Genomic DNA, 22014 nt, shown 5'->3' with positions numbered 1-22014 from the left:
GGCGGTGTTACGCTGATATCCTGATGTCATCGCGGCGGGCGCGTTGCTGGGATTGGAATTCGTTCGAGTGCATCGTGCCAAACCTTACGCCGGAGCGTGGGAACGTAAACGTCCCCAAACGGCGTATGTCTGTTTGGTGCAGCCTGATTACCGATTGACCATCCCGCGTTCCACACGCCCACCCGCGCGGGCGATCAAGAAGCGGGCTTAGCAGCTGTCTCGGTCCGCTCGGCGATGACCTTTCCAGGCTATGTCCCTGCTCGACCATCTCTTTCAGCGCACGCCAGTCACGCAGCGTGGCGTTTCACATCCCCGGGTTGCGGCGTGGACCGTCAAGCTGCCGTTCAAGGGAATGTAATCGCTGAACCGGCGCTTGATGTACTCGCCCTTGTATCCGAGTGCGATGGCAAAGTCGCGATGGCCGTAGTGGTAGTGCATCATGATGTGCCACAGGATCGGCATCGGACCGATCTCGACCATCGGCTTGGGCGGCTCTCTGTTTCCTCGGCCGGCCGTGTCCCAAATCCCCCGCGGGGAGCCCCACGTTCATAAAGCCTTTCCCACCAGCAAACACAGGTCTCGAACGCCCGTGAGTTCTGTTACCATGGGCGATCGGCGTTCAACGACGCGAGCGAACGGATATGGAAGCGCACCGATGTGGACCTTTAGGCGGACCTTCAGCACCATGCTTGATAGTCAATTGCGACTGCGACTTAGGCCGTTTGAGATAGGCGACTGGTCAGCGTCGGCTGTCATTGTTGCGCCCCATCCGGATGACGAGACGCTGGGTTGCGGTGGCGTTGCGGCCAAAAAGATTGCCTCGGGCGCCCAGGTCCGTTTTGTTTTCGTCACCGATGGCGCCGCGTCTCATCGCCACCTTATGAATCCTGAAACCTTGCGGGCGACACGCGAGGCCGAAGCCATAGAAGCAGTTCATCGTCTGGGCGCATCATCCGAAAGTGTTACATTCTTACGCCTTCCAGACGGGGCGGCCAATCATCACGTTCATGAGATAACAGATGCGGTCGTGTCGATGCTCAACTCATGGCGGCCGCAGAGCGTTTTCGTGAACCATGCAAAGGATCCGACTTCCGATCATGTCGCCGTCAATGGAGCAGTTCGCGCGGCGCTTCGTGCCTATGGTCGCCCTGTCACGGTATTCGAGTATCCAGTCTGGTATTGGTACCATTGGCCATGGACAAGTCTGTGGGGCGACTTGCCGAATATGTGGCGTGTTACTTTGCGGCAGACGATCAAGACGGCGGCAGGGCTGCGGGCGCCGTCCACGCTCAATAGCCTCGCCTATGTTGGCGATGTTATCGGCGTAAAGCGTGAAGCGCTGGCGGCGCATGCGTCGCAGATGCAGCGCCTGGAGAACCAAGATGAATGGCGGACGCTGTCGGACTTGTCGGGGGGAGATTTCGTCGGGCGGTTGCTGGCCGACTACGAAATGTTCACACGCTACGAAATCAACATTTAGCATGTTTGGCCGCCTGATCGCGGTCCTTATGATCGGGTACACCCTCGCAAGTTGCGACGCCGCTCAGGGACAGGGACCTCCCGAAGAAATTCTAGAGTCGGGTCTTGTTTTTGAACGCAAAGAGATTGCCCCCTATTCAGGAGACGTAAAGCTTGTTGGCGATATAGACGGCGATAATCGACTAGATTTCGTTCTTGGCGGCTTCCCCGAGGATGCGATGTCTTGGTGGCGGTGGCCCGACCTGGTCCACACCGTAATCGCGAGGCCCCGCGTCGAGTTCACCACCGACGGCGTGCTTGCCGACATCGATGGGGACGGTGATCCCGACATCGTCACGGCCGATGGGTCCGATGCTGTCAATCTCGTCTGGTTCGAGAACCCGCGGCCGAATGGTAACCCAATCCACGGTCCCAGCTGGAAGCGTCGGGAAATCGGTGCAGTCGGCAGCTGGGGCAAAGACATCAAGGCGGCTGATTTCGACGGGGACGGCCTCGTTGATATCGTCGTTCGGGCGCCTGGCGAAGTGATGATTTTCTTCCAAGAAAGCCCCAGCTCCTGGACCCGCGTGGGCTTGTTCGTCTTCAACCTTGGCGAAGAGGGAATGGCAATCGGTGATATAGACGGCGATGCTGATGTCGATCTCGTCCTGCACGGAGTATGGGCGTCGAATCCAGGCGCAGCGGCAGCACGCGATCCAGCATTATGGCGCAGCTACGAGCTTGGTCCGTTCAATCCTGCATTCAAGGCGCTCGTCACCGACCTTGACCAGGACGGCCGCGCCGACATTCTGACTTCGAGTTCCGAGCACACTGACGACGTCGCCTGGTTCCAGCCCCTCGCCGGACCGACGGGCCGCTGGATCCGCCATGTCATTCAGCCTTCTGTCGCGGGCGCCCATACGCTGCAGGCAGCCGACATGGACGGAGACGGGGACAACGATGTCGTGGTCGGGCAGATGCATACGACCGAGGAGCGCAAACTCGCGATCCATTACAATGTCGACGGGCGAGGAACGCGCTGGGCTCGTCAAGTGATCGACGATGTGGGTCTCCACAACGGCGTCGTCGCCGATGTCGACAGGGACGGCGATTTTGACATCTATGGGGCGAACTGGGTGGGCAACCCGCCTGTCAGAGTGTGGATCAATCGGCTGGATCCGCCTGCATCGGTTCGCCTCGACCGCTGGACCTATCATCGCATCACGAACGGGCACGTCCGCTCCTTTGGGCTCGCTTTTTCCGCCATGGATGGTGATGATCTCACTGACATCATCTCGGGTCCGTTCTGGTACCGTCAACCGTCCGAAGCCTGGAACACAGAATGGGAACGGACCCGGCTTGCCGAGGGTGTGGACGCGGTCGCAGCCCTGGATCTCGATGGTGACGGGCGCGGGGAGGTCATAGCACAGCGCGGCGGAGGCAGGGCGCTGCACCTGGTGTGGCTCCATGCCGAGGACATTGAAGCGCACCGCTTTGAAGAGCACGGGATCGGAGAGGTTCCCGCCGCCAGTCATGAGCTCGGCTCTCAGGGCCATGCGCTAGCCCAGATCGTAAAAGGTGGGAAGCCGGAGCTGGCGGTCTCGAGTGGCGGTGGGGTTTTCTATTTTAACATTCCTGACGATCCAACAGTCGAGCCATGGCCGCGCACCCGCATCTGCGTCGAAGCGTCTGATGAAGGGATCGCATTCGCCGATATCGATGGCGACGGTCTACTTGACCTTGTCGCCACGACCGGCGATGCAAAGACGGCCGCATGGTGGCGCAATCCAGGTGACGGCTCGCCAGACTGGGAGCTTCGGCATGTTGGAAAAGTTCCTGAAATGCTCTATCCCGACCGCGTGGCGGCCGCCGATCTTGATGGCGATGGACGTGCGGACATCGTCGTGACCGAGGAAAATGGCAAAGCCGACAGCGCTAAGGCGTATTGGTGGCACAACCCTGGCGACAGCTCCTCCGACTGGGAGCAACACGAAATCACCTCGCGCGGTTCCCTTAATAGCCTTTCAGTGTCCGATATGACTGGGGACGGCAGGCCGGATCTTATCATGGGCGAGCATCGCGGCGCACTTCGCCTCTCGAGCTGGCATAATCTGGGTGGGGGACGGTTCATCGAGCAACTGATCGGCGAAGGGACGGAAAGCCATCTGGGAGCAAGGACGGTCGACCTCGACGGTGACGGGGATCTCGACATCGTGTCGATCGCATGGGACGCATTCGAAGCCATCCATGTCTGGCGGAATGACGCGGTCGGCGAGGATGCTGATGGCAACCAAAAGGCGCGCTGACGGGGAGGGGTGAGCATCGGCCGGCGCGCGCATGAACCGTAGCGACCTCGTCCGGCACCACCTGTTTACACCGCTGCGCGGGCGCTCATGCCTCGACGCTCAAGTTCGGGAAAATTCGATGCGCTGAATGAATTCAACCGCTCGACGTATTAAACCATTCGACGTTGTCGATAGCAGGTTGACCAAGCCAGTGCGCAAGCCGGGCCGCTCATGCCTTTACGACGTTGTCGGTGCGTGACTGACTACGCGCACAAGCATTTCTGGTATCGAGCACCAGCTTTGCGTGCTTGGTGACGTTCTGCCAATCAATCGCATCATGATCTGTCGAGATGACAACGGCATCATACGATGCCAAACTGCTAGCGCAGATATCCACAGAGGGGCGACCTGCCAGGGTGGCGTACTCTCTTGTTCCGGGTATCTCCGGTACGTAGGGGTCGTGGTAATCAACGACTGCCCCGCGTCGCTCCATGATGTCGATCAGCTTCAACGATGGGCTTTCTCGTGTGTCACCCACGTTTTTCTTGTAGGACATCCCGATCACCAATATCCGCGAACCGCTCAGGCCGCGGCTGGCTCGCCGGTCCAAGGCCTCCACAAGGCGGTCAACCACATAATGCGGCATGTTCGTGTTGATTTCACCGGCAAGCTCAATGAAGCGTGTTGTTATTTCGTACTCTCTTGCCTTCCAGGTCAGGTAGAATGGGTCGATCGGGATGCAGTGCCCGCCGAGGCCGGGGCCTGGATAAAACGCCATATATCCGAACGGCTTGGTCTTGGCGGCTTCGATCACCTCCCAGACGTCGATGCCCATCCTGTCAAAAATCACCTTTAGCTCATTGACCAACGCAATGTTCACAGAGCGAAATATGTTCTCGGTCAGCTTCACAGCCTCTGCCGTTGCGGTGGAGGCCACGGGAACGGTTTGCACGATGATCTGGTCGTACAGTTCCTTGGCAACCTGTAGGGACGATGGGTCGTCGGCGCCTATCACCTTTGCAACTGTGGCGGTGGTGTGTACGTCGTTGCCTGGGTCTACCCGTTCGGGCGAATAGGCGAGAAAAAAGTCCTTTCCTAGAGAAAGCTTCGTCGCCTCGAGCAGCGGCTGCACGACCTCTCGCGTCGTTCCTGGCCAGGTCGTCGACTCCAGAACGACAAGTTGACCAGGGCGCAGCCGCTCCGCGATCGCACGTGCGCTGTTTTCGACGAACGACAGGTTCGGCTCCCGGTTTTTGGTAAGCGGCGTTGGCACCGCTATCAAGATCGCGTCGGGTTCGCTTAGGTCGGCGAAATCGCTGGTGGCGCGAAACCGCTTGCTGTCGACAGCCACTTTGATGGCAGCACCAGGCAAATGATCTATGCCTGTTTCTCCGCGGTTAAGAAGTGCAACCCGAGACGCGTCGATGTCGAAACCGATGACTTTGAACCCCGCGTCCAGCGAGATCATGGCGAGCGGTAAACCAACGTAGCCGAGGCCCATGATGCCAACGGTGTAGTCCCGCGTTCGGATGCGGTTAACCAGTTCCTGAAGGTCTGGAGCAGTCTGCATGAGATGCTGGCAACTTTCGCTTCAATGTCGACAATAAAGGATCGCCTCAATTACCGCGGGGAAGCAGTCCACAGCAATCAGCAAAATGTATGCGCTTAGCCAACCCCAGAGCTGAAAATAGCATGGATTGCACCATTGGGAGAACAGCCGAAATGCTTACCCCAAGCCACGTTGTCAAATAAACCTTGCGCTGCCACATTTAACTTTCAAGCGACATCCTAAAGGATCTGGGAGCCACCTTCGCTCGCGAGATCGAAGATGCCGCGTTTGGCGAAGGGACGCACACTGCGTCAGTCGATTAAACTGTTCGGTCGAGGTGGAGAATATGACGCAATCGATCCTGGTAACTGGTGGAGCGGGCAATATCGGCAGTGCCCTCACTCGCGCGTTGGTCAAGCTACCTCAGACCCAGGTGGTCGTCGCTGACAACCTGTCGACCGGAAGTCGAGACAAGGTACAAATAGACGCGGGCAATCTGACCGTTGTAAAGGCGGATGCGAACGATTTCGACGACATCTCATCATTGTTCTACCGCTTCCATTTCACCCACGTCTTCCACTTCGCAGCCGTGGTCGGTGTGCAGCGGACTTTGGCAAATCCGTTGCTCGTGCTGCGCGACATCACCGGTATCGAGAACGTGCTGAGGCTATGCAAGAACACCGGCGCCGAGCGTGTCTACTTCGCTTCGTCATCGGAGGTATATGGCGAGCCTTTCGAGATTCCTCAAAACGAGAGCACCACGCCGCTTAACTCTCGTCTGCCGTATGCAGTGGTGAAGAATCTTGGAGAGGTCTATCTGCGCACTTTTCAGCGTGAGTTTGGACTGCCATTTACCATTTTTCGCTTCTTCAACACCTACGGACCACGTCAGAGCGAGGATTTCGTTCTGCCGCGATTTGTGCGTGCCGCCCAGCGCGGCGAGCCCCTGACGATTTACGGGGACGGTTCGCAGACCCGCACCTTCTGCTATGTCGACGACACGGTTGACGCTTGCATCGCGGTTCATCGAACGCGCGCGCACGAGAACGAAGTGATCAACGTGGGCAGCGACGTGGAAATGAGCATTCGACAGCTGGCCGAGTTTGTCATCGAAGTGCTGGGCTCGTCATCGAAGTTGGAATTCCGACCGCCCCTTGCGGAGGGCGACATGACGCGCCGCTGTCCTGACACGAACAAGATGAAGGCTATATTGAACCGTCCCCTGGTGCCGCTCGAAGAGGGCATTCGCCGCCTCGCCGACCACCTCTCCCGACCGGAAGACCGCCCTGCACTTAGAAGAGTCGCCTGAACGAGCTGACGGTGGGGAGTGATATGAAGCTCGTATACGTCGGCCAGCCGTACGATAGACTTTTTCCGCCTGTTCAAAACTCAATCGGTCTGATCGTCTACAATACGGCGCTGCGGCTCGGCGAAGGCCTGCAGATTACGCTCTATGGCAAGCATTATCGAGACGACACGGTGCCCGCGGACCTGCCGTTCGCGGTGCGGCGGGCTGCGGCGCGGCGTGACCGCGCGCTGCAGCGGATCATCCACCAGTTTCCGCGCCTGGCGCGCTGGCTGCGGCTGGATGGGAAGGCCGATGACCACTCGCAATATCGTAACAAGGTTCGTCGCTACCTCGCCGTCGATCAACCAGATATCGTCCATTTGATGAATTATTGGGCATGGTGCCGGGAACTGAAGGCAGCCAGCTCATCTCATCGGCTCGTGCTTGAGATGCAGTGCGAGTGGCTGTCACAGCGTGACCGCGATCAGGTGGCCCGTCAGCTCAAGGTGGTGGATGCGGTGGTCGCCGTCAGCGACCACATCGCAAGGACCTTTCGTTCTGCATTCCCGGACTATCCTGGCGTCGTTGCCACTGTCGGTAATGGCGTGGACGTTTCTTACTTTCGGCCGAGCGAGCAGCGGGCTTCCGCATCCACCAGAACCCGACGTGTCATCCTGTTCGTTGGGCGGGTGTCGCCAGAGAAAGGGCTTCACACACTGATCGAGGCCTTCAGTGAGGTTGCGGCCAGGTTCGCGGACGTGGAACTTCGGATCGCAGGGCCGCATTCTCCGCTTCCGGCGGACTTCCTGACCAGCCTCTCGTCGGATCCGCAGGTTACCGCGTTGAGCCGTTTCTACGATCGCTGGGGCAATTGCAAATATCGGGAACACTTAGAGGAACTCATCGAGAGCCACGGGTTACGTGACCGAGTTCACTTCGTGGGCAACGTGCCCCACAAGGACCTCGTAGCGACGTACCATGAGGCCGACATTGTGGTGAATCCGTCACTCAGCGAGAGCTTCGGAATATCGGTCGTGGAGGGCATGGCCTGCGGGATACCGGTGGTGGGAACGCGCGTGGGCGGGATGTGTGAATCCATTCTGGCTGGCAGCACCGGGATGCTGGTCGAAGTCGATGCTCCTGGCGAGCTCGCCCAGGCATTGCTCACGATGCTGGAGGATACGGTCCGGGCAAGCGAAATGGGAAGCGAAGGGCGCAAGCGTGCCGTCGAGCTGTATTCGTGGGAGGCGCGCGCAGAACGGCTCAAGTCCGTCTATCAGAAACTGCGCCCAGGCACGCCGGTCCATGTTTCCGCAAAGATCGTGAGCCATTGAGCCTTAGCGGTGGGCGGCGATCGCCAAGTGCCTCGCAGCTTGTAGGCCGATGTGATGCGCATGCGGCGATCCTCAGTGTAGCGCTCAACCCGGTGAGAGTATCGGTCTACGGACCAACCCATGTCGGATTGAATGGGCCCGTCAGGCCCGCCGTTCTCTTCCCTAACGGCCGTCAGGTGCACCCAGTCCAAAGGGCGGAGTGAAGGAGGCCGAGTGAACCTGGCTGTAACGCTCCGCAATCTGTTCTCCAAATCGCAACGCATTGCTGGTGGCGAGGCGGGTGGCCTCAGGATCGTAACGCGAGCGGCGACCCAGATTTTGCGCGGGGCGCCTACGAGCCGCCGGTCCAGCAGCCATTTGCATCGAACCTGAACGCAGGTGACGATGTCTACGACATCGATTGCGCCGCGTGGGGGCGGCAGGACGCGTCTATGCATTTGAACCGGTGCCGCAAAGCGCTGCCGCGATTGAGCAGAGCGCTCGGCCCAACAGGTCGACACCATCTGTGTGTTCGCCGAAGCGGTCGGTCCTAAGTGCGCACCGCCCACCGGTGATCTATGAACTCGACGACGCCAGGCGCGAGGGCTTCAGCGCGAGGCCCGGGCGATCGCGTCGTTTATGGCATCGATGGACTATGGTAACCATTCTGCCCGCCTCCTACGCCAATGGGAACTGGCACGTCGAGCATGTGCTGGCGGTGCGGCGAGCGAAACCGCGTCTATCCGACGGGCGGAGCCGTCGGCTTCGACCGAGGTCGTCTTCAAACATGGGCACCGGCCCAACGACAGCCGAACTATGCAGTGCGGAGGATCGCCAGCCGCATATGGATCGCGCGTTTCTCAACAAGATGCCAGCTGAGAAAGCCCGCGCAGACTGCTATAGGCAAGGTCAAGATCGTCAGCTGCATAGGCGTGATTGCCGGAACATACATGATCAGTAGCTTCTGAATCGGCCATGCGTAGAGATACACGCCGTACGATATATCATTCCTTCGGTTAATCGAATTTAAGACGCTGTTCTCGTTTAAAAACGCCAAATACAGGAGCAGATAACCTCCAAACACGCCCACTGCGAGGGGCGCTAGCCGTTCCGAGCACATCCCGCCTATGAGAAGGATACAGCACAAAAGCGCTACCCGATTGCTCCTCCTCACATACTCCTTGAGCAGCTGAAACAACGCCCCAATGGAAAATATCATCGTAAAACGTACGGCATCGTCCACGTTACCGATGGGCTCAAAGTTTCCAAGATCGTAGCGAAAGTAGACACCTTGCGAAATGGAACTAACGAGGATTATTGCCAGTGACACTGACATGATCGAAAAGACAAGCGTGGCGCGACCGAGACAGAATACCACGATTGCCACAAGCACATAACAGCGAAACTCGTATGCAATAGTCCATAGTGATCCATTAACATCTGGTGCATGGGACCCGGCAAACGCCGATCCTACCTGCGCCGGGTTCAGCAAGAGCGCCATTTTGGAAAGCTTAGCCGCCCACTGGCTCGGAGATAGTTCATCAAAGTCACCACCTCCCAGCCAAAATACCAGGCTAATGCTGATCAAGTATGCCACAACAAATCCCGGAACTATACGAAGTACACGTCTGGACATGAAGGCGTAGATACTGCTTCGCATGGCGCTGTCGAGCACGAGGAAGCCACTGATGAAGAAGAACCCATAAACAGCCACTTGGCCGGAGGTCAACGTACCGAAGATGTTCTTCAGCACCTCACGATTCGAGTTCCCATCTATAAGTTCCGGCGAGTGGGATATAATAACAAGCGACGCAAAAAATAGCCGGAAGAAGCTTAGGGCGTTGGGCCTTCGTAAGTCGAAATCACTCATTTGATAGCCTTCAAGAAGTGACCTCTTGCGTCGGGCATTGCGATCTCAGCAAGGAGACCCGTTTTTGGGCAGAGCGCGTCAAAGTGAGCTTAGAGGCCGCCGATGGGCATTGTAAGTTCGTCCTTTGAGAGCCGAATTCATCCTTTCGAAGGTACGTGCCTCACGACCTAGTGGATTGATTCCAACGTTTGGAACCCGCGGTTTCGGGCGGCGATGATGTCATCGGGGTTGGCTTCCAGATGAATGGTCGCGGGTTCTCGGCATTGTATTCGCGGATGAAGCGGTTGATGGCGGCCTGAAGATCGACAAGGGAATGGAAGACGCCGTGCTTGAGCCTGCGCCGGGTGAGTTTGGCGAAGAAGCCCTCGACCGCGTTGAACCAGGAGCAGGATGTTGGGGTGAAATGGAAGGTCCAGCGCCGGTGGCGGTCGAGCCAGGCGCTGACCTTGTCTTTTTTTGCGCGGCGAAATTGTCGAGGATTACATGGATTGCCTGTCTGCCGGCACCTCGCGCTCGATGCGGTTGAGGAAGCTGATGAACTCCTGATGGCAGTGGCACTGCATGTTCTGCGCGATGACCGTGCCGTCCAGCACGTTGAGGGCAGCGAAGAGCGTCGTTGTGCCGTGCCGCTTGTAGTCGTGTGATGGCCGAGATCGGCGGAAAGCAACTCATTACTTTGTTCCTGCGCTTGAGCGGAAAAGCGGGAATGCCACTTTGCAGGAAAACGGTTGAAGCTGATTAGAGCTTGACCAACTCCGAAATATCATACTGTTTGGATCCATGGATCCAAAATCGATTTTTAGCGAGCTGCAAGACGAGATTGAGTCAGGTGAATTGGCACCAGGTTCGGTTCTCAAGCAGGAATCGATCGCCGAGCGTTTCGGAGTGAGCCGCCAGCCAGTCAGACAGGCCCTGGACCGTTTGCTCGGAAGTGGCTTGGTCGTGCGGCGACCCGATCGAAGCCTGGCAGTCGCGATCCTCTCAGAACGGGAGGCGACCGAACTTTGCGAACTTCGGGCCATTTTGGAGGTCGCTGCCTTGGAGCAGTCGCTGCCGGAGCTTCAGCCTTCCGCCTTGCGTAAGGCTGAGAGGCTCAACGACGAGCTGTTCGCGGAGTACGATCCGTCGCGGATTCTGGAGCTCGACCAACAATTTCACCTCGCCCTGTACAGCGGTTGCACGAATACTCGATTACTTGAGACCGTCGGAGACCTTCGACGAGAATCCCGGCGGTCAACCCTTCACCAAGGGCGTGGCGCCCAGGAGCGAATTGATTTCTTCGAGGAACACGCGGCGATCGTTGCCGCTTGTGCGAGGCGCGATTTCGACGCTGCGGCGCAGCATCTTCGCTGCCATCTGATCCAGACGACTGCAAGACTTCTTTCCGTTCCGACAAAGGATCAATCATGAAAATGACCGTCGAAGTACACTGGGAGCGAGAAGGAGCGGTATTCACCGACAAGCGCTACAGCCGCGCGCACATCTGGCGCTTCGACGGAGGCCAAGTGGTGCCGGCATCCGCTTCGCCACATATCGTTCCGCTTCCTTATTCAGTGGAAGCCAACGTCGACCCGGAGGAGGCTTACATCGCGGCGATTTCCAGCTGCCACATGTTGACCTTTCTCTCGATCGCGGCGCCCCAGGGGATCGTCGTGGAGAGCTATACCGACAAGGCGGTCGGGATGATGGAGAAGGTGGACGGACGATTGGTAGTCAGCCGCGTTGACCTCAATCCGACCATTGTCTACGCCGGGGAAACGCCAACCGCCGCAACAGAAGCGGAACTTCACCACTCGGCGCATGAACAGTGCTTCATTGCCAATTCCGTGAAGACGGAAATCCAGGTCGTCACTTGACAGGCATTCGGCGGCATGGCGACCTGCTCAAAAGCCACTAGTTGGGCGTTCGCTGCTTAAGCACATTGGCTATCCTTAGTTTCGCTTCCCCGGTGTCTGCGAGTTGTGTCCGCATTGGGTCAGCATTGCTGCCGTTCACAATGCGGACAATGAAGGTCACCGATGGGTCATGGGCGTGAGTTCGACTGAGCGGAAGCGAACTTCCGCTTTGGGTCGCCGGACCGTCGTCGTGAGTTGCCCCGAAGCGGCCCTTCCTGACCGAATTTCCTTCCCGGAAGCCGACGTTCACCAGAACCACCAGTCTTGACCCCAAACCGGCCCTTGCTGGGCCGATTTGGCGGCTCGTAAGCGGACGTTGCCCGGAGCAGCGACTTTGCACCGTTCCTGCCGTTCCAATTGAAATCAGCTACGGCGCTAGGTGACCCGGCTCAAGTCATTCCCAAAGCCGTCGGCTTCTTCAAGCCGCCGATCAGCGGCATGGAAGTGGCATGTTACTCAGCCCGCTTGGGCGCGGTGAACGTCCATAGGGGGCGATGCTGACGTCGCGACTTTGCCAAGCTGGAAGACCTCCGTCGCCTCGCCGCGGCCGCGCAGCCGGTGCTTGCCCGCCGGGATCCTTTCGAACCTTTCGTCGAGCCGCGACGCGGTCTCGCCGGAAATGGCGATTGCGGCGGTGGCGCCCGGTTCGAGCTGCTTGCCGAGGTCCTGCAGCCGCTGGCTGACGTTCACGGTGTCGCCGACGATCGTATAGTTGACACGATCGGATGCGCCGATATTGCCGACGATGACGGAGCCCGTGTGGATGCCGATACGGACATGAAGCGGAGGCCGGCCTTCGCCAGCCGCTTCCAGATTGTCCTTGTCCAGCTCCTCGCGGATCGCCGCGGCTGCGCGGACGGCCGCGGCGGCATGCCCCTTCAGACGATCCGGCGCGCCGAAGAACGCCAGCATGCCGTCGCCCAGGAACTTGTCGACCGTGCCGCCATGTGCATCGACCGCGCCGCACAGGATCGCGAAGTGGTGGTTCAGCAGCCTGGCCGCGGCGGCGGCGTCCATCTGCTCCGACAGCGTGGTGAAGCCGGCGATGTCGGTGAACATGACGGTGACGACCGCTTCGCGCGGTTCGGCGATGCCGCTCTCTCCGGTGCGCACCAGCTTGGCCACCAGCGAGCGCGGAACATAGGTCGAGAATGCACGCAGACCGATCAGCATGGCATTGAACGCCGAAGCCTGGTTGTCCAACTCCAGCACCCTGCTGCGCGGCAGGGGGGTCACGCCGTCGAGATCGAAATCGGCGACGCGCGTGGCCTGGCCGGCAATCGCCTGGATCGGGCGCGACAGGCGCCTGCCGAGAAGAATCGCGACGATGACCGCCACCGCCATCGCGCCAAGTCCAAGCATGGCCGATCCCATGACGCGCTCGATTTCGTCACCGATCTGACTGGTCTTGAAATACGCGCCGAGCGTCCAGGGCCGGTCGCCATAGCCGGTGATCTCACGGGTAATAGCGACGTAAGTGTTCTCTCCGTCCCATGACGTCGAACCGTCCTTGTCGTCAACCTGGATTTCGTCAACCCGGATTTCGGCAACCTCGATATCGCGGGTACGCTGCGTGCTGAACTCCGGTTCCGGTTTGCGCGCCTCATATCCGGCGAGAACCGGATCGCCGAAATTGGCGAGCGGCGTCAGCGGCAGGATGCCGTCCTTCAGCGCATCCGGGGAAGCCAGCCGCTGGTCCGCCAGGATGGATCCGTCGCCATCCAGAATGAAGGCATGCGTGCCGAAGCGCGACGACAGTTCCTGCGTGATTTTGGACAAGTTCTGCAGTTCCACCGCGGCGATCACCCAGGCCTTCGTGGCGCCATCGCGTGACAGCGGCGCCGAGACGTTGGCGAACAAGCCATATTCGTTGGCCACGAAGGCGCCCCACCGGCGTCCGTCGACCTGCTGGCGCTCTTCAAGAACGGCGCGCACTTGCGGCGATTTCTCGGTCTCGGCGGGGAGTTTCCGGATCGTTCCGGCAGGATATTTGGCGTCGTTGTCCCCGGTCACCGCCGCCCCCCTGCAAATCAGGTCGGGTGTGCAGATCAACATTGCGTTCACCCCCGGCGCTGCCGCCAGCGCACTGGCAAGTGCCGCCGACATCGCCTCGTCGTCGATCTGGAACTCGCCCTGCTTGTAGAGCTGCGCGACGCCGTCCACGGCGCTCTCGGCGCGCCCCATCTCGGCGCGCAGCGAATCCTCCATCGCATCGATCAGGAGCGTCGACTGGGCGCCGAGCAGGTCGAAAGTGTTGCGAAGGTTGGCGCCGACCGACAATGCGAGCACGCCGCCGACCGACAGGAACACGAGGCTGCCGAAACTCATCGCCATGATGACTGCAATGGGGATGCGACGCCGCTTCTTTTCGGGGCGGACCAGACGCACTGGTTGTGCGGACGTGCTCATGCAGCCAGTGTCATAATGCGCCACCGCATTGCAAGCCCGGTGACGGCTTTAAGGAGAGGACGCGCCGAAGCATTCGCACCAATGTGGCGCCGATGTTTCCAGCGCCGATGATTCCGATCCTCATAGGGGTGTTCCTTTCGTAAATATGGAAGAGCGCCCGCCTCAGTCGCGGACGCGGGCGCCTCGAAGATGCGCCCCTTTCTCGCGCAGAGAGTGTCAACGCTTACGGATCGGTCGGCTGCAACCGCTTTGTACTCCACCCAGTGACCGTAGGCCTCGATGCCAGTCTTGAATTCCGGGGCATCAAACGCGTGATGAGCGCCCCTGTAGACCTGAAGCTGCACGGAGCTTTCCCTGCCGCTGCGCTGCTTCATCATCTCTCGGCATTTTTTGGCGGGGCTCCAATCGTCAAGCTCGCCGATCAGGATCAAGGTCGGGACTGTCGCCACGCCCTTGACCCATTAGAGAACACTATCGGTCGACAGCGGCCGAAGGGCGAAGGTCGGGTTTGGAGAAGATCCGGGAATGGCTACTTCTGGCGCATCCATGACCTCCAGCGTGGTCGCGGGCTATGTCTGCTTTCAGGAAGCGGCAAAGGTGATCTCTCCGGCAGAGATAGAGGCATTGCCGCCCGGCAGTCTTGGTTCACGAGTGCGGACCGTCCGCAATCAGCGCGGAACTGTCAGAAAGCGGAAGTAGCGACAGCAGCAGATCGCTCACCTGTCCCAACAAACGACGCGCGGTGAGACGGGCGGCACGCCAAACGTGCTGTCAGGGCTGGGCGGAACGCCGCAGAGCGGCGTCCCGTGGCTTCGTTCACAAGTCTAGTTCTTGACCACGTCTTCCAGAAAGAACCGGCCCAGCGGATTCTGGTAGAAGTTCTCGATGTTATTACGCGAGACGTTGATGAACGGGCTGTAGTACAGATCGATCCAGTTGACGTCCTCTTTGGCCATCTTCTGCAGATCGGTGTACATTTGCTCGCGCTTGGCCGGATCCATCTCGATGCGCGCCGCCGCGACCAGCTCCTTGACCTTCTCGTTGTTGTAGCGGGTCATGTAATTCATGTTCGCGTCGTGGCCGAGAACGAAGGTGGTCTTCTGGTCTGGGTCGAGGATGTCGTTGGTCCAGTAGTTGACACAGATGTCATAGTCGCCGGCCACCAGCATGTCCCATTCCTGGCTCGGGTCGACCTTCTGGATGTTGACGGTGACTCCGGCTTTGGCGAGCTGCTGCTGCAGCAGCACGGCCGTCTGCTCGACGATCTCGTCGCCGGCCCGCACGACGTAGTTGAGCGTCAGGTCCGAGGCCCCGGCGTCGGCCAGCATCTGCTTGGCCTTTTCCGGATCGTAGGGCCGCTTCAGATTGTCGGCGTAGTAATAGAGTGCGCCCTTCGGGACGTAGGAGTTTGCGACCTCGCCGTAGCCGAACGTCACCGTTTCGACCACAGCCTGCTCGTCGATGGCCATGTCGAGGGCCTGCCGCACCTCCTTCTTCGCCAGCGCGCCATGCTCGTGGTTAATCAGCAGGTGATCTTCGCGGGTCGACGGGTCGAGGTGGACGGTGAGGTTGGAATCCTTCTGCAGTTCGGCGACGCGTGAGAACGGCACAAAGATCGCGGTGTCGAGCTGGCCGGCCTGCACGTTCAGCATGCGGGTGTTATCGTCCGGCACGGAGATCCACTCGACGCCGTCAAGGCTGACACGATCGGCCTCCCAGAAATGCGGGTTTTTCGCCAGGATGACACGGTCGCCGCGCCTCCATTCCGTGATGGTGAAGGCGCCAGAGCCGATGGGTGTTTCGGCATATTTCTCCGGACCGAGCGTCTCGAAGCCCTTCTTGGAAAGAACCGAGGCGATCGGGAAGGCCAGCGTCGCCAGGAACGGCGCGGTCGCCTGCTTGAGTTTGATCGTGACGGTCTTTGGATCGGTTGCCTCGACCGTATCCATCACCTTGAAAGGATCCGCCCACAGCGAGCCCTCGTCATCCCTGATGCGGGTGAGGCTGAACACCACGTCGTCGGCCGTCAGGTCGGAGCCGTCCGAGAACTTCGCGTCGCGCAGCTTGAGCGTATAGGTGAGGCCGTCCGGACTGACCTCCCAACTCTCGGCGAGACCGGGCTCCAGCTTGGTGCCCGTCTTGTCGACGCGGATCAGCACGTCATAGACGTTGGCGAACACCCACAGGTCGATGTTCTGGGCGGTCTTGATCGGATCGAAGGTGGTCGAGTCTTCGCGCCGGCCAATCGTGAGTACGCCGGCGGCTTCTGCGAGCGTCGCCCCCAGGGACAGGCTGGTCATAACGGTGACCAAGCCGATGCGCATCCATTTGCTTCTTAACATCGTTATTCCCCTTCTGGTTTGCCTTTGGTTTCAGTTTGCGACCCCGTCGGCCTGCGGGGTCGCCATCTTCGAGGGAGCAAGCAGCGGCTTGTCCGGATCGATATGCGGAACGGCGGCAATCAGCGCGGCGGTGTAGGCATGCTTCGGCCGGGAGAACACTTCCTCCGACCGACCTTCCTCGACGATCACGCCGCGGTGCATCACCACAACACGCTGGCAGAGATTGCGAACGATTGCGAGATCGTGGGCGATAAATATCAGCGTGAGCGACATACGTTCCACCAATTCGCGGAACAACTCCACGATCTGCGCCTGGATGGTGACGTCGAGGGCGGCCACGCACTCGTCCGCAATGATAAGTTTCGGGTCGACGGCGAGCGCGCGAGCTATGCCGGCCCGCTGGCATTGGCCGCCGCTCATCGAGCGCGGCTTGCGGTCGAGGAACGCGCGCCCCAAGCCGACCAGGTCGAGCAGTTCGCCGCAGCGTGCCGGAATTTGCGCGGTCTCGATTTTGCCCTGTACCCGCAGGACCTCCGCCAGCATCTTGCCAACGGTAAGATGAGGATTGAGGGCGTTGTAGGGGTCCTGGAAAACCATGGCGGTTTGACGTCGCAGCATGCCGAGGACCGCGCGACCCGATGCGATGTCCGTACCATCGAACCGTATCGTGCCTGACGAGACCGGCGTAAGTCCAAGGACGGCGCGCGCCAGAGTGCTCTTGCCGCTTCCGGATTCGCCGACAATGCCGACCGTTTCGCCCGGCATGACACGGAGTGTGACCCCATTGACGGCATCGACCGCGCCTCGCCGGAACAGGCCGCCCGTGGCGAAGCGCACGTGCAGCTTCTCGATGTCGACCACCGGCACCGCTCCGGGTGTCCGGAGCTTCTCAGCCTTTGCCGGCATGTCCTCCTCCGGCAGCGAGGGATGACTGGCGATCAGCGAACGGGTGTAGGCATGCGCCGGCGCCGCAAGCAGACCGCGCTTCTCTCCAATCTCCACCAGTCGACCTTGCCACATCACCGCGATGCGGTCGCAGACTTGGGCAACGATGCCGAGATCGTGGGTGACCAGGATCACCGAGAGTCCACGCCTGGCGCGGATGTCCATCAGAAGCCGCAGGATCTGCGCCTGTATCGTCACGTCGAGTGCCGTCGTCGGCTCGTCGGCGATCAGGATCCTGGGATTGCTTGATAGCGCCGCGCCGATCATGGCGCGCTGGCGCATGCCGCCGGAGAATTCGTGCGGGTAGCTATCGTATTGCCGAGCCGGATCCGGAAACCCGACCTGGGCGAGGATATCCACCGCCGCGGCGCGCGCCGCCTTGGCGTCCAGCCGCTGGTGAAAGCGGATGCCCTCGGTGATCTGGTCGCCGATCCTCATGACCGGGTCGAGATGGCTGCTCGGATTCTGAAAGATCATGCCGATTTTACCGCCGCGCACCGCGAGCATCTCGGCTTCCGGCGCGGTCGTCAGCTCACGCCCGGAAAGTGTGATCGAGCCACCGCTGATCCTGAGCCGGCTCGATGGCAGCAGCCTAACGAGTGAGCGGCAGAGCAGGCTCTTGCCCGACCCGCTCTCGCCGACCAGCCCGAGCACTTCTCCCGGGGCGAGATCGAGCGACACGGCATCAAGCAGGGTACGCTCCCCGCCGTCACCGTCATGGACGACCGTCAGGTCGGTGACCTTGAGCAGCGCCGCGATCACTCGTGAACCCCGAACAAATCGGCCAGCCCGTCGCCGATCATGCTGAAGGCGAAGGCGAGCGTCACGATCGCAAGCCCCGGGAACAGTGTAATCCACCACGCGGTGGTGACGAAGGCTTGGCCTTCCGCCACCATCACGCCCCACTCCGCGACTGGCGGCTGCACGCCCAGCCCGAGATAGCTAATGGCCGCGCCATTCAGCAGGACGAGGACCGCGTCGGACATCGCGAAGACGACCGAGCCGGCAGCGGCATTGGGCAGGAGGTGACGGAACATGATGCGCATGCGGCTGAAGCCGAGGCTGACCGCCGCAACCGCGTAGTCGTGGTTCTTGAGCACGAGCATCTGTGCGCGGATGAGCCGCGCGTAGGAAACCCAGCCGACGAGGGCCATGGCGATGTAAAAACTGGCCAGGCCAGGCCCCAGGATCGCAATGATCGACAGCATCAATACCAGGAACGGGAAGGCCAGGATGACGTCGACCAGCCGCATGAAGATGGCGTCGACTATCCCGCCGAAGAAGCCGGCTACCGTGCCCAGCGTGGTGCCGATGAGAAAGGGGAAGATAACGCCGATGACGGCGATCTTGAGGTCGATGCGCGTTCCCCAGATGACGCGCGAGAGGATGTCGCGGCCGAAATTGTCGGTCCCGAACGGGTGCAGCCAGGACGGCCCCTGGAGCCGTGCTGTCGCGTCCTGGGCGATCGGATCGTAGGGCGCGATCAGCGGCGCGCCGAGCGCGAGGACGACGAACGCCCCAAGCAGGAAGACGCCGGCCGCCAGCGTACCGCGGCGGCGAAAGCGGCCCTTTCCGCCGAGCGCGGGCGCGGCCAAGGGCTCGCTCACAGCTTCACCCTCGGATCGAGAGCCACCGTGACGATGTCAGCCAGGAAGTTGATCAGCACGGTGGCGCAGGCGAAGACCATCGCCACGCCCTGCACGACCATGTAGTCGCGCGAGAAGATGGCGCGCACCAGCAGCTGGCCCATGCCGGGCAGCGCGAAGACGGTCTCCACCACGACGGTGCCGCCTATCAGCCAACCTATGTTTACGGCGAGAAGGTTGACGGTCGGCACCAACGAATTTGGCAGCACGTGGCGCCAGAACACGATGCTCTCCGGCATGCCGCGCGCGCGCGCGGCAGTCGCCACGTCGGACTTCAAGCCTTCGACCATCGCCGCACGCAAGCTGCGGGCCAGAACGGTCGACAGCGACAGCGAGACAGTGAGGCTCGGCAGCACGAGATGTGCAAGCTTTTCAGAAAGCGTGTTGCCGTAACCGGACACCGGGAGAATGGCGAGTTCGACGCTGAACAGGATGATCAGCATCAGGCCGAGCCAGAAGGGCGGGAAGCCGATGCCGAAGGTGGAAACGATGCGGATAACTTGGTCGGCCAGCCTGCCCTGATTGCGCGCCGCGATCGCCGCCACCGGCACGGCGATCAATACCGACAGCACAACGCTGCAAAGCACCAGCGTCAGAGTGGGCTCGATGCGCGTGGCGATCAGCTTCAGCACATCGATCTTGTAGAGGATCGAGCGCCCCATCTCGCCGTCCGCGAGGTTGCGCAGGAAGTAGAAATACTGGGCGAGCATGGACTCATCGAGGCCGTACTGCGCGCGGATGCGGGCGATCGCTTCGGGGGTGGCGCGGGTGCCGAGCAGAACGCGAGCGGGGTCGCCGGGGATCAGCCGGACAAGGATGAACGTGAACACGCTGATGCCGAACAGCACCGGCAGGAACTGAAGCGGACGGTATAGAACGAACTTATAGCGGTGCATGGCCCTGAGGTGTTTCCCCGTCCGCTCCCTTTCCCCTGCATTCCGCCTGCATCAGCCTGCCTTGTTGCGCGAGAGGAACCCTAAAAGGATCGGATAGTATGCAGCTGGGTTCTCGTAGAAGGGCATGTGACTCGCATTCGGGATGATGTGCAACTCCGACTGCGGCAGGCCAAGCTTCATGCGCAGACCACAGGCTGGTGTCAGTTCGTCGTGCTCGCCATGCGTGATCAGCACCGGCACCTTGATCCTGGGCAGGTCGGGCACCCGGTTCCAGTCCTTGAGATTGCCGATGTAGAGAAACTCGTTCGGACCTTGCATGGTCGCGTAGGGTCCCATGCTCCAGTCGTCGAGCGAGCGGCGCACCGGCGCCGGCCATTCGGGCAGGCGGCAGACATGGCGGTAGTTGAGGATCGTCACCGCCGCCATGTATTCCGGATGATCGTAGGTTCCCTGCGCCTCGTGCTTCTGCATCATCGATACGGTCTCGGGTCCCAGCGACGCGCGCAGGCGTTCCAGTTCCAGAACAAGATGCGGCATGTCGGCGACCGTATCCTCGAGGATCAACGTCTGCAGGTTCTCCTGGTAGGCAAGCGCATATTCGATCGCCAGCCAGCCGCCCCAGGAATGACCCAGCATGTGTACATTGCCGAGTCCCAGCGTCTTGCGAACCGTCTCGGTCTCCTCGACGTAGCGCGCGATAGTCCACAACGAAGTGTCCGTGGGCCGGTCGGAGGCGCCGGTGCCAAGCTGGTCGAACGCCACGACCCTGTATCCCTTGTCTATCAGGCAGGAGTGCGATTCGCGAAGGTAGTCGCAGGCCAGGCCAGGCCCGCCGTTGAGGCAGAACACCGTCTCGGTGCTGGAGCCGAAGCTGTAGGCGACGACTTTAAAGCCGTCGACATTTACCTCGATGCGATCGTCGGCCGCCATCTCTCGCCACATGATACGCTCCGAATGCACAGATTTTAGGCATGCTCATATATTAAGCGAAACGTTGGGAGTGCGTCAGCTATAAGAAGTGATAGGGTGGTCCGGGATGTAGGCGGAAGAGCTCATGCTGGACGAAATCACAACGATCAGGCGGCGTTTCACTCGCCATGGCACCTTGGACGAATGCATCGACGAGGCGTTCGCCGCCCTGTCCGGCCTAGGCTACGACGCGCTGGTCTACGACTACACGCCCATCCCGTACGATCTCGACGGCGCTATCATGATCCCGTCGATGCTCAAGCTGCGTAACATCGATGACGACATGCGCGACTATTGGTGCGATCGAGGTTACTTCCGCATCGATCCGGTGCAGATCGTGGCGGCGCGCAGTTCCGCCCCCTTCGCCTGGAGCTACAACAAGGAGATCGACACCGAGATAGGCGCGCTCCTCGACGAGACTACGGAACCCGTTGCGCGCTATCTGCGCGAGCGCGACCTCACTAGCGGCGTCACGATCCCTATCCACATGCCGCGCGGCGGCTATGCCACGGTTACCGGCATCCGCCTCGGCGCGGACGAGATGGTAGATCGGGATGCGGGAACCATCGCGCGCTTTAGCTTGCTGGCGCATGTCTTCCACGACACGGCCTACGCCTTCTACGACCGATCGGCTCTCAGTCCGCTCCTGCCGTCCTTGACTGAGCGCGAGCGCGAGTGTCTCCGCCATTCGGCACATGGCCTCTCTGCCAAGGAGATCTCGCGCGTCATCGGGCGCTCGATTCCTACGGTCGTCATGCACCTCACCGCCGCCGCCAGGAAGCTGGGCGCCAGGAACCGCACGCAGGCCGTCGTTCGCGCCGCGCATTTCCGCCTGCTCGACAACTGACGAAAAGACCCTATCACCCAGCGGGCCCGGTGGTTATTCCTAATAGTGCGGGTATCGCTTTCTGCGGACGGACCGCTCGGCAAGTTTGCAGCCGGTTCTTCCAGCTATGAGGGAGAAGCCAACTAAAGCCCCGCAGATAGCCCAAAAGGTATCTTTGGAAGAAGTGCGGGAGTTTTGACCGGCGAGGAAACCGCTTTGTTCTTGTTGAGAAGCGGCTGTATCGTGAAATCAGCACCCATGACAATCCGCAACTGGTCAGCGGCGTGGGGAGGCTAAGACACGGAGTCCTGCCATGTCATCGG

Annotated in this window: 17 protein-coding genes and 1 pseudogene; 7 read left to right on the top strand and 11 right to left on the bottom strand. The window is 60.4% G+C overall.

Annotation, left to right across the window (positions count from 1 at the left end; genetic code table 11):
• Positions 1 to 273 precede the first annotated feature (273 nt).
• A complete protein-coding gene (locus AC0L3L_RS10080) occupies positions 274 to 480 on the bottom strand; it encodes a hypothetical protein (RefSeq protein WP_473637443.1) in 207 nt (68 codons plus the stop codon).
• Between the two features lie 175 nt (positions 481 to 655).
• On the opposite strand from AC0L3L_RS10080, the gene AC0L3L_RS10075 reads away from it, so the two are divergent.
• Positions 656 to 1480: a PIG-L deacetylase family protein gene (locus AC0L3L_RS10075; RefSeq protein WP_473637442.1), complete on the top strand. Its 825-nt coding sequence runs from the start codon at positions 656 to 658 to the stop codon at positions 1478 to 1480.
• A 1-nt stretch (position 1481) separates the two neighbouring features.
• Positions 1482 to 3764 (top strand): FG-GAP repeat domain-containing protein, encoded by a 2283-nt coding sequence (locus AC0L3L_RS10070; protein WP_473637441.1) that lies wholly within the window; start codon positions 1482 to 1484, stop codon positions 3762 to 3764.
• 208 nt (positions 3765 to 3972) lie between these two features.
• On the opposite strand, the gene AC0L3L_RS10065 is transcribed toward AC0L3L_RS10070, so the two are convergent.
• Positions 3973 to 5313, bottom strand: coding sequence for a nucleotide sugar dehydrogenase (locus tag AC0L3L_RS10065; RefSeq protein WP_473637440.1), 1341 nt, complete (start codon positions 5311 to 5313; stop codon positions 3973 to 3975).
• Between the two features lie 325 nt (positions 5314 to 5638).
• On the opposite strand from AC0L3L_RS10065, the gene AC0L3L_RS10060 reads away from it, so the two are divergent.
• On the top strand, positions 5639 to 6601 hold the full coding sequence (locus AC0L3L_RS10060) for an NAD-dependent epimerase/dehydratase family protein (RefSeq protein WP_027153593.1): 963 nt from the start codon (positions 5639 to 5641) through the stop codon (positions 6599 to 6601).
• Positions 6602 to 6624: 23 nt separating this feature from the next.
• Positions 6625 to 7914, top strand: a complete 1290-nt coding sequence (locus tag AC0L3L_RS10055) for a glycosyltransferase family 4 protein (RefSeq protein WP_473637439.1) — start codon at positions 6625 to 6627, stop codon at positions 7912 to 7914.
• Positions 7915 to 8707: 793 nt separating this feature from the next.
• Here the strand turns inward: AC0L3L_RS10055 and AC0L3L_RS10050 are convergent.
• Positions 8708 to 9763, bottom strand: a complete 1056-nt coding sequence (locus tag AC0L3L_RS10050) for an acyltransferase family protein (protein ID WP_473485092.1) — start codon at positions 9761 to 9763, stop codon at positions 8708 to 8710.
• Positions 9764 to 9930: 167 nt separating this feature from the next.
• Positions 9931 to 10407: pseudogene (locus AC0L3L_RS10045) on the bottom strand (IS630 family transposase); the annotation flags it as partial.
• A gap of 136 nt (positions 10408 to 10543) precedes the next feature.
• Here AC0L3L_RS10045 and AC0L3L_RS10040 point away from each other — a divergent pair.
• Both AC0L3L_RS10040 and AC0L3L_RS10035 read left to right on the top strand, forming a co-directional pair.
• On the top strand, positions 10544 to 11173 hold the full coding sequence (locus tag AC0L3L_RS10040) for a GntR family transcriptional regulator (RefSeq protein WP_473637438.1): 630 nt from the start codon (positions 10544 to 10546) through the stop codon (positions 11171 to 11173).
• Positions 11170 to 11619, top strand: a complete 450-nt coding sequence (locus AC0L3L_RS10035; RefSeq protein WP_292180944.1) for an OsmC family protein — start codon at positions 11170 to 11172, stop codon at positions 11617 to 11619. The genes AC0L3L_RS10040 and AC0L3L_RS10035 overlap by 4 nt, the downstream gene beginning before the upstream one ends.
• 495 nt (positions 11620 to 12114) lie before the next feature.
• Here AC0L3L_RS10035 and AC0L3L_RS10030 read toward each other — a convergent pair whose 3' ends face one another.
• From AC0L3L_RS10030 to AC0L3L_RS10000, 7 genes are all read right to left on the bottom strand, one after another.
• Complete coding sequence (locus AC0L3L_RS10030) at positions 12115 to 14067, bottom strand: adenylate/guanylate cyclase domain-containing protein (RefSeq protein ID WP_473637437.1); 1953 nt, start codon at positions 14065 to 14067, stop codon at positions 12115 to 12117.
• Positions 14064 to 14498, bottom strand: coding sequence for a hypothetical protein (locus AC0L3L_RS10025; RefSeq protein ID WP_473637436.1), 435 nt, complete (start codon positions 14496 to 14498; stop codon positions 14064 to 14066). Before AC0L3L_RS10025 ends, AC0L3L_RS10030 begins: the two co-directional genes overlap by 4 nt.
• A 393-nt stretch (positions 14499 to 14891) precedes the next feature.
• Complete coding sequence (locus tag AC0L3L_RS10020) at positions 14892 to 16391, bottom strand: ABC transporter substrate-binding protein (protein ID WP_473637476.1); 1500 nt, start codon at positions 16389 to 16391, stop codon at positions 14892 to 14894.
• Positions 16392 to 16439: 48 nt separating this feature from the next.
• Positions 16440 to 18116 carry a dipeptide ABC transporter ATP-binding protein gene (locus AC0L3L_RS10015; protein ID WP_473637435.1) on the bottom strand — a complete coding sequence of 559 codons (1677 nt, stop codon included), beginning with the start codon at positions 18114 to 18116 and terminating at the stop codon, positions 16440 to 16442.
• Positions 18113 to 18961: an ABC transporter permease gene (locus AC0L3L_RS10010; protein ID WP_473637434.1), complete on the bottom strand. Its 849-nt coding sequence runs from the start codon at positions 18959 to 18961 to the stop codon at positions 18113 to 18115. The genes AC0L3L_RS10015 and AC0L3L_RS10010 overlap by 4 nt, the downstream gene beginning before the upstream one ends.
• Positions 18958 to 19896: an ABC transporter permease gene (locus AC0L3L_RS10005; RefSeq protein WP_473637433.1), complete on the bottom strand. Its 939-nt coding sequence runs from the start codon at positions 19894 to 19896 to the stop codon at positions 18958 to 18960. The genes AC0L3L_RS10010 and AC0L3L_RS10005 overlap by 4 nt, the downstream gene beginning before the upstream one ends.
• Before the next feature lie 51 nt (positions 19897 to 19947).
• On the bottom strand, positions 19948 to 20838 hold the full coding sequence (locus AC0L3L_RS10000) for a proline iminopeptidase-family hydrolase (protein ID WP_473637432.1): 891 nt from the start codon (positions 20836 to 20838) through the stop codon (positions 19948 to 19950).
• Positions 20839 to 20950: 112 nt separating this feature from the next.
• Between AC0L3L_RS10000 and AC0L3L_RS09995 the strand changes: the two genes are divergently transcribed.
• Positions 20951 to 21712 carry a LuxR family transcriptional regulator gene (locus AC0L3L_RS09995; RefSeq protein ID WP_473637431.1) on the top strand — a complete coding sequence of 254 codons (762 nt, stop codon included), beginning with the start codon at positions 20951 to 20953 and terminating at the stop codon, positions 21710 to 21712.
• Positions 21713 to 22014: the final 302 nt, after the last annotated feature.

The sequence above is a fragment of the Mesorhizobium sp. WSM4849 genome (assembly GCF_055811385.1).
This window is presented reverse-complemented; position numbering and strand designations above follow the sequence as displayed.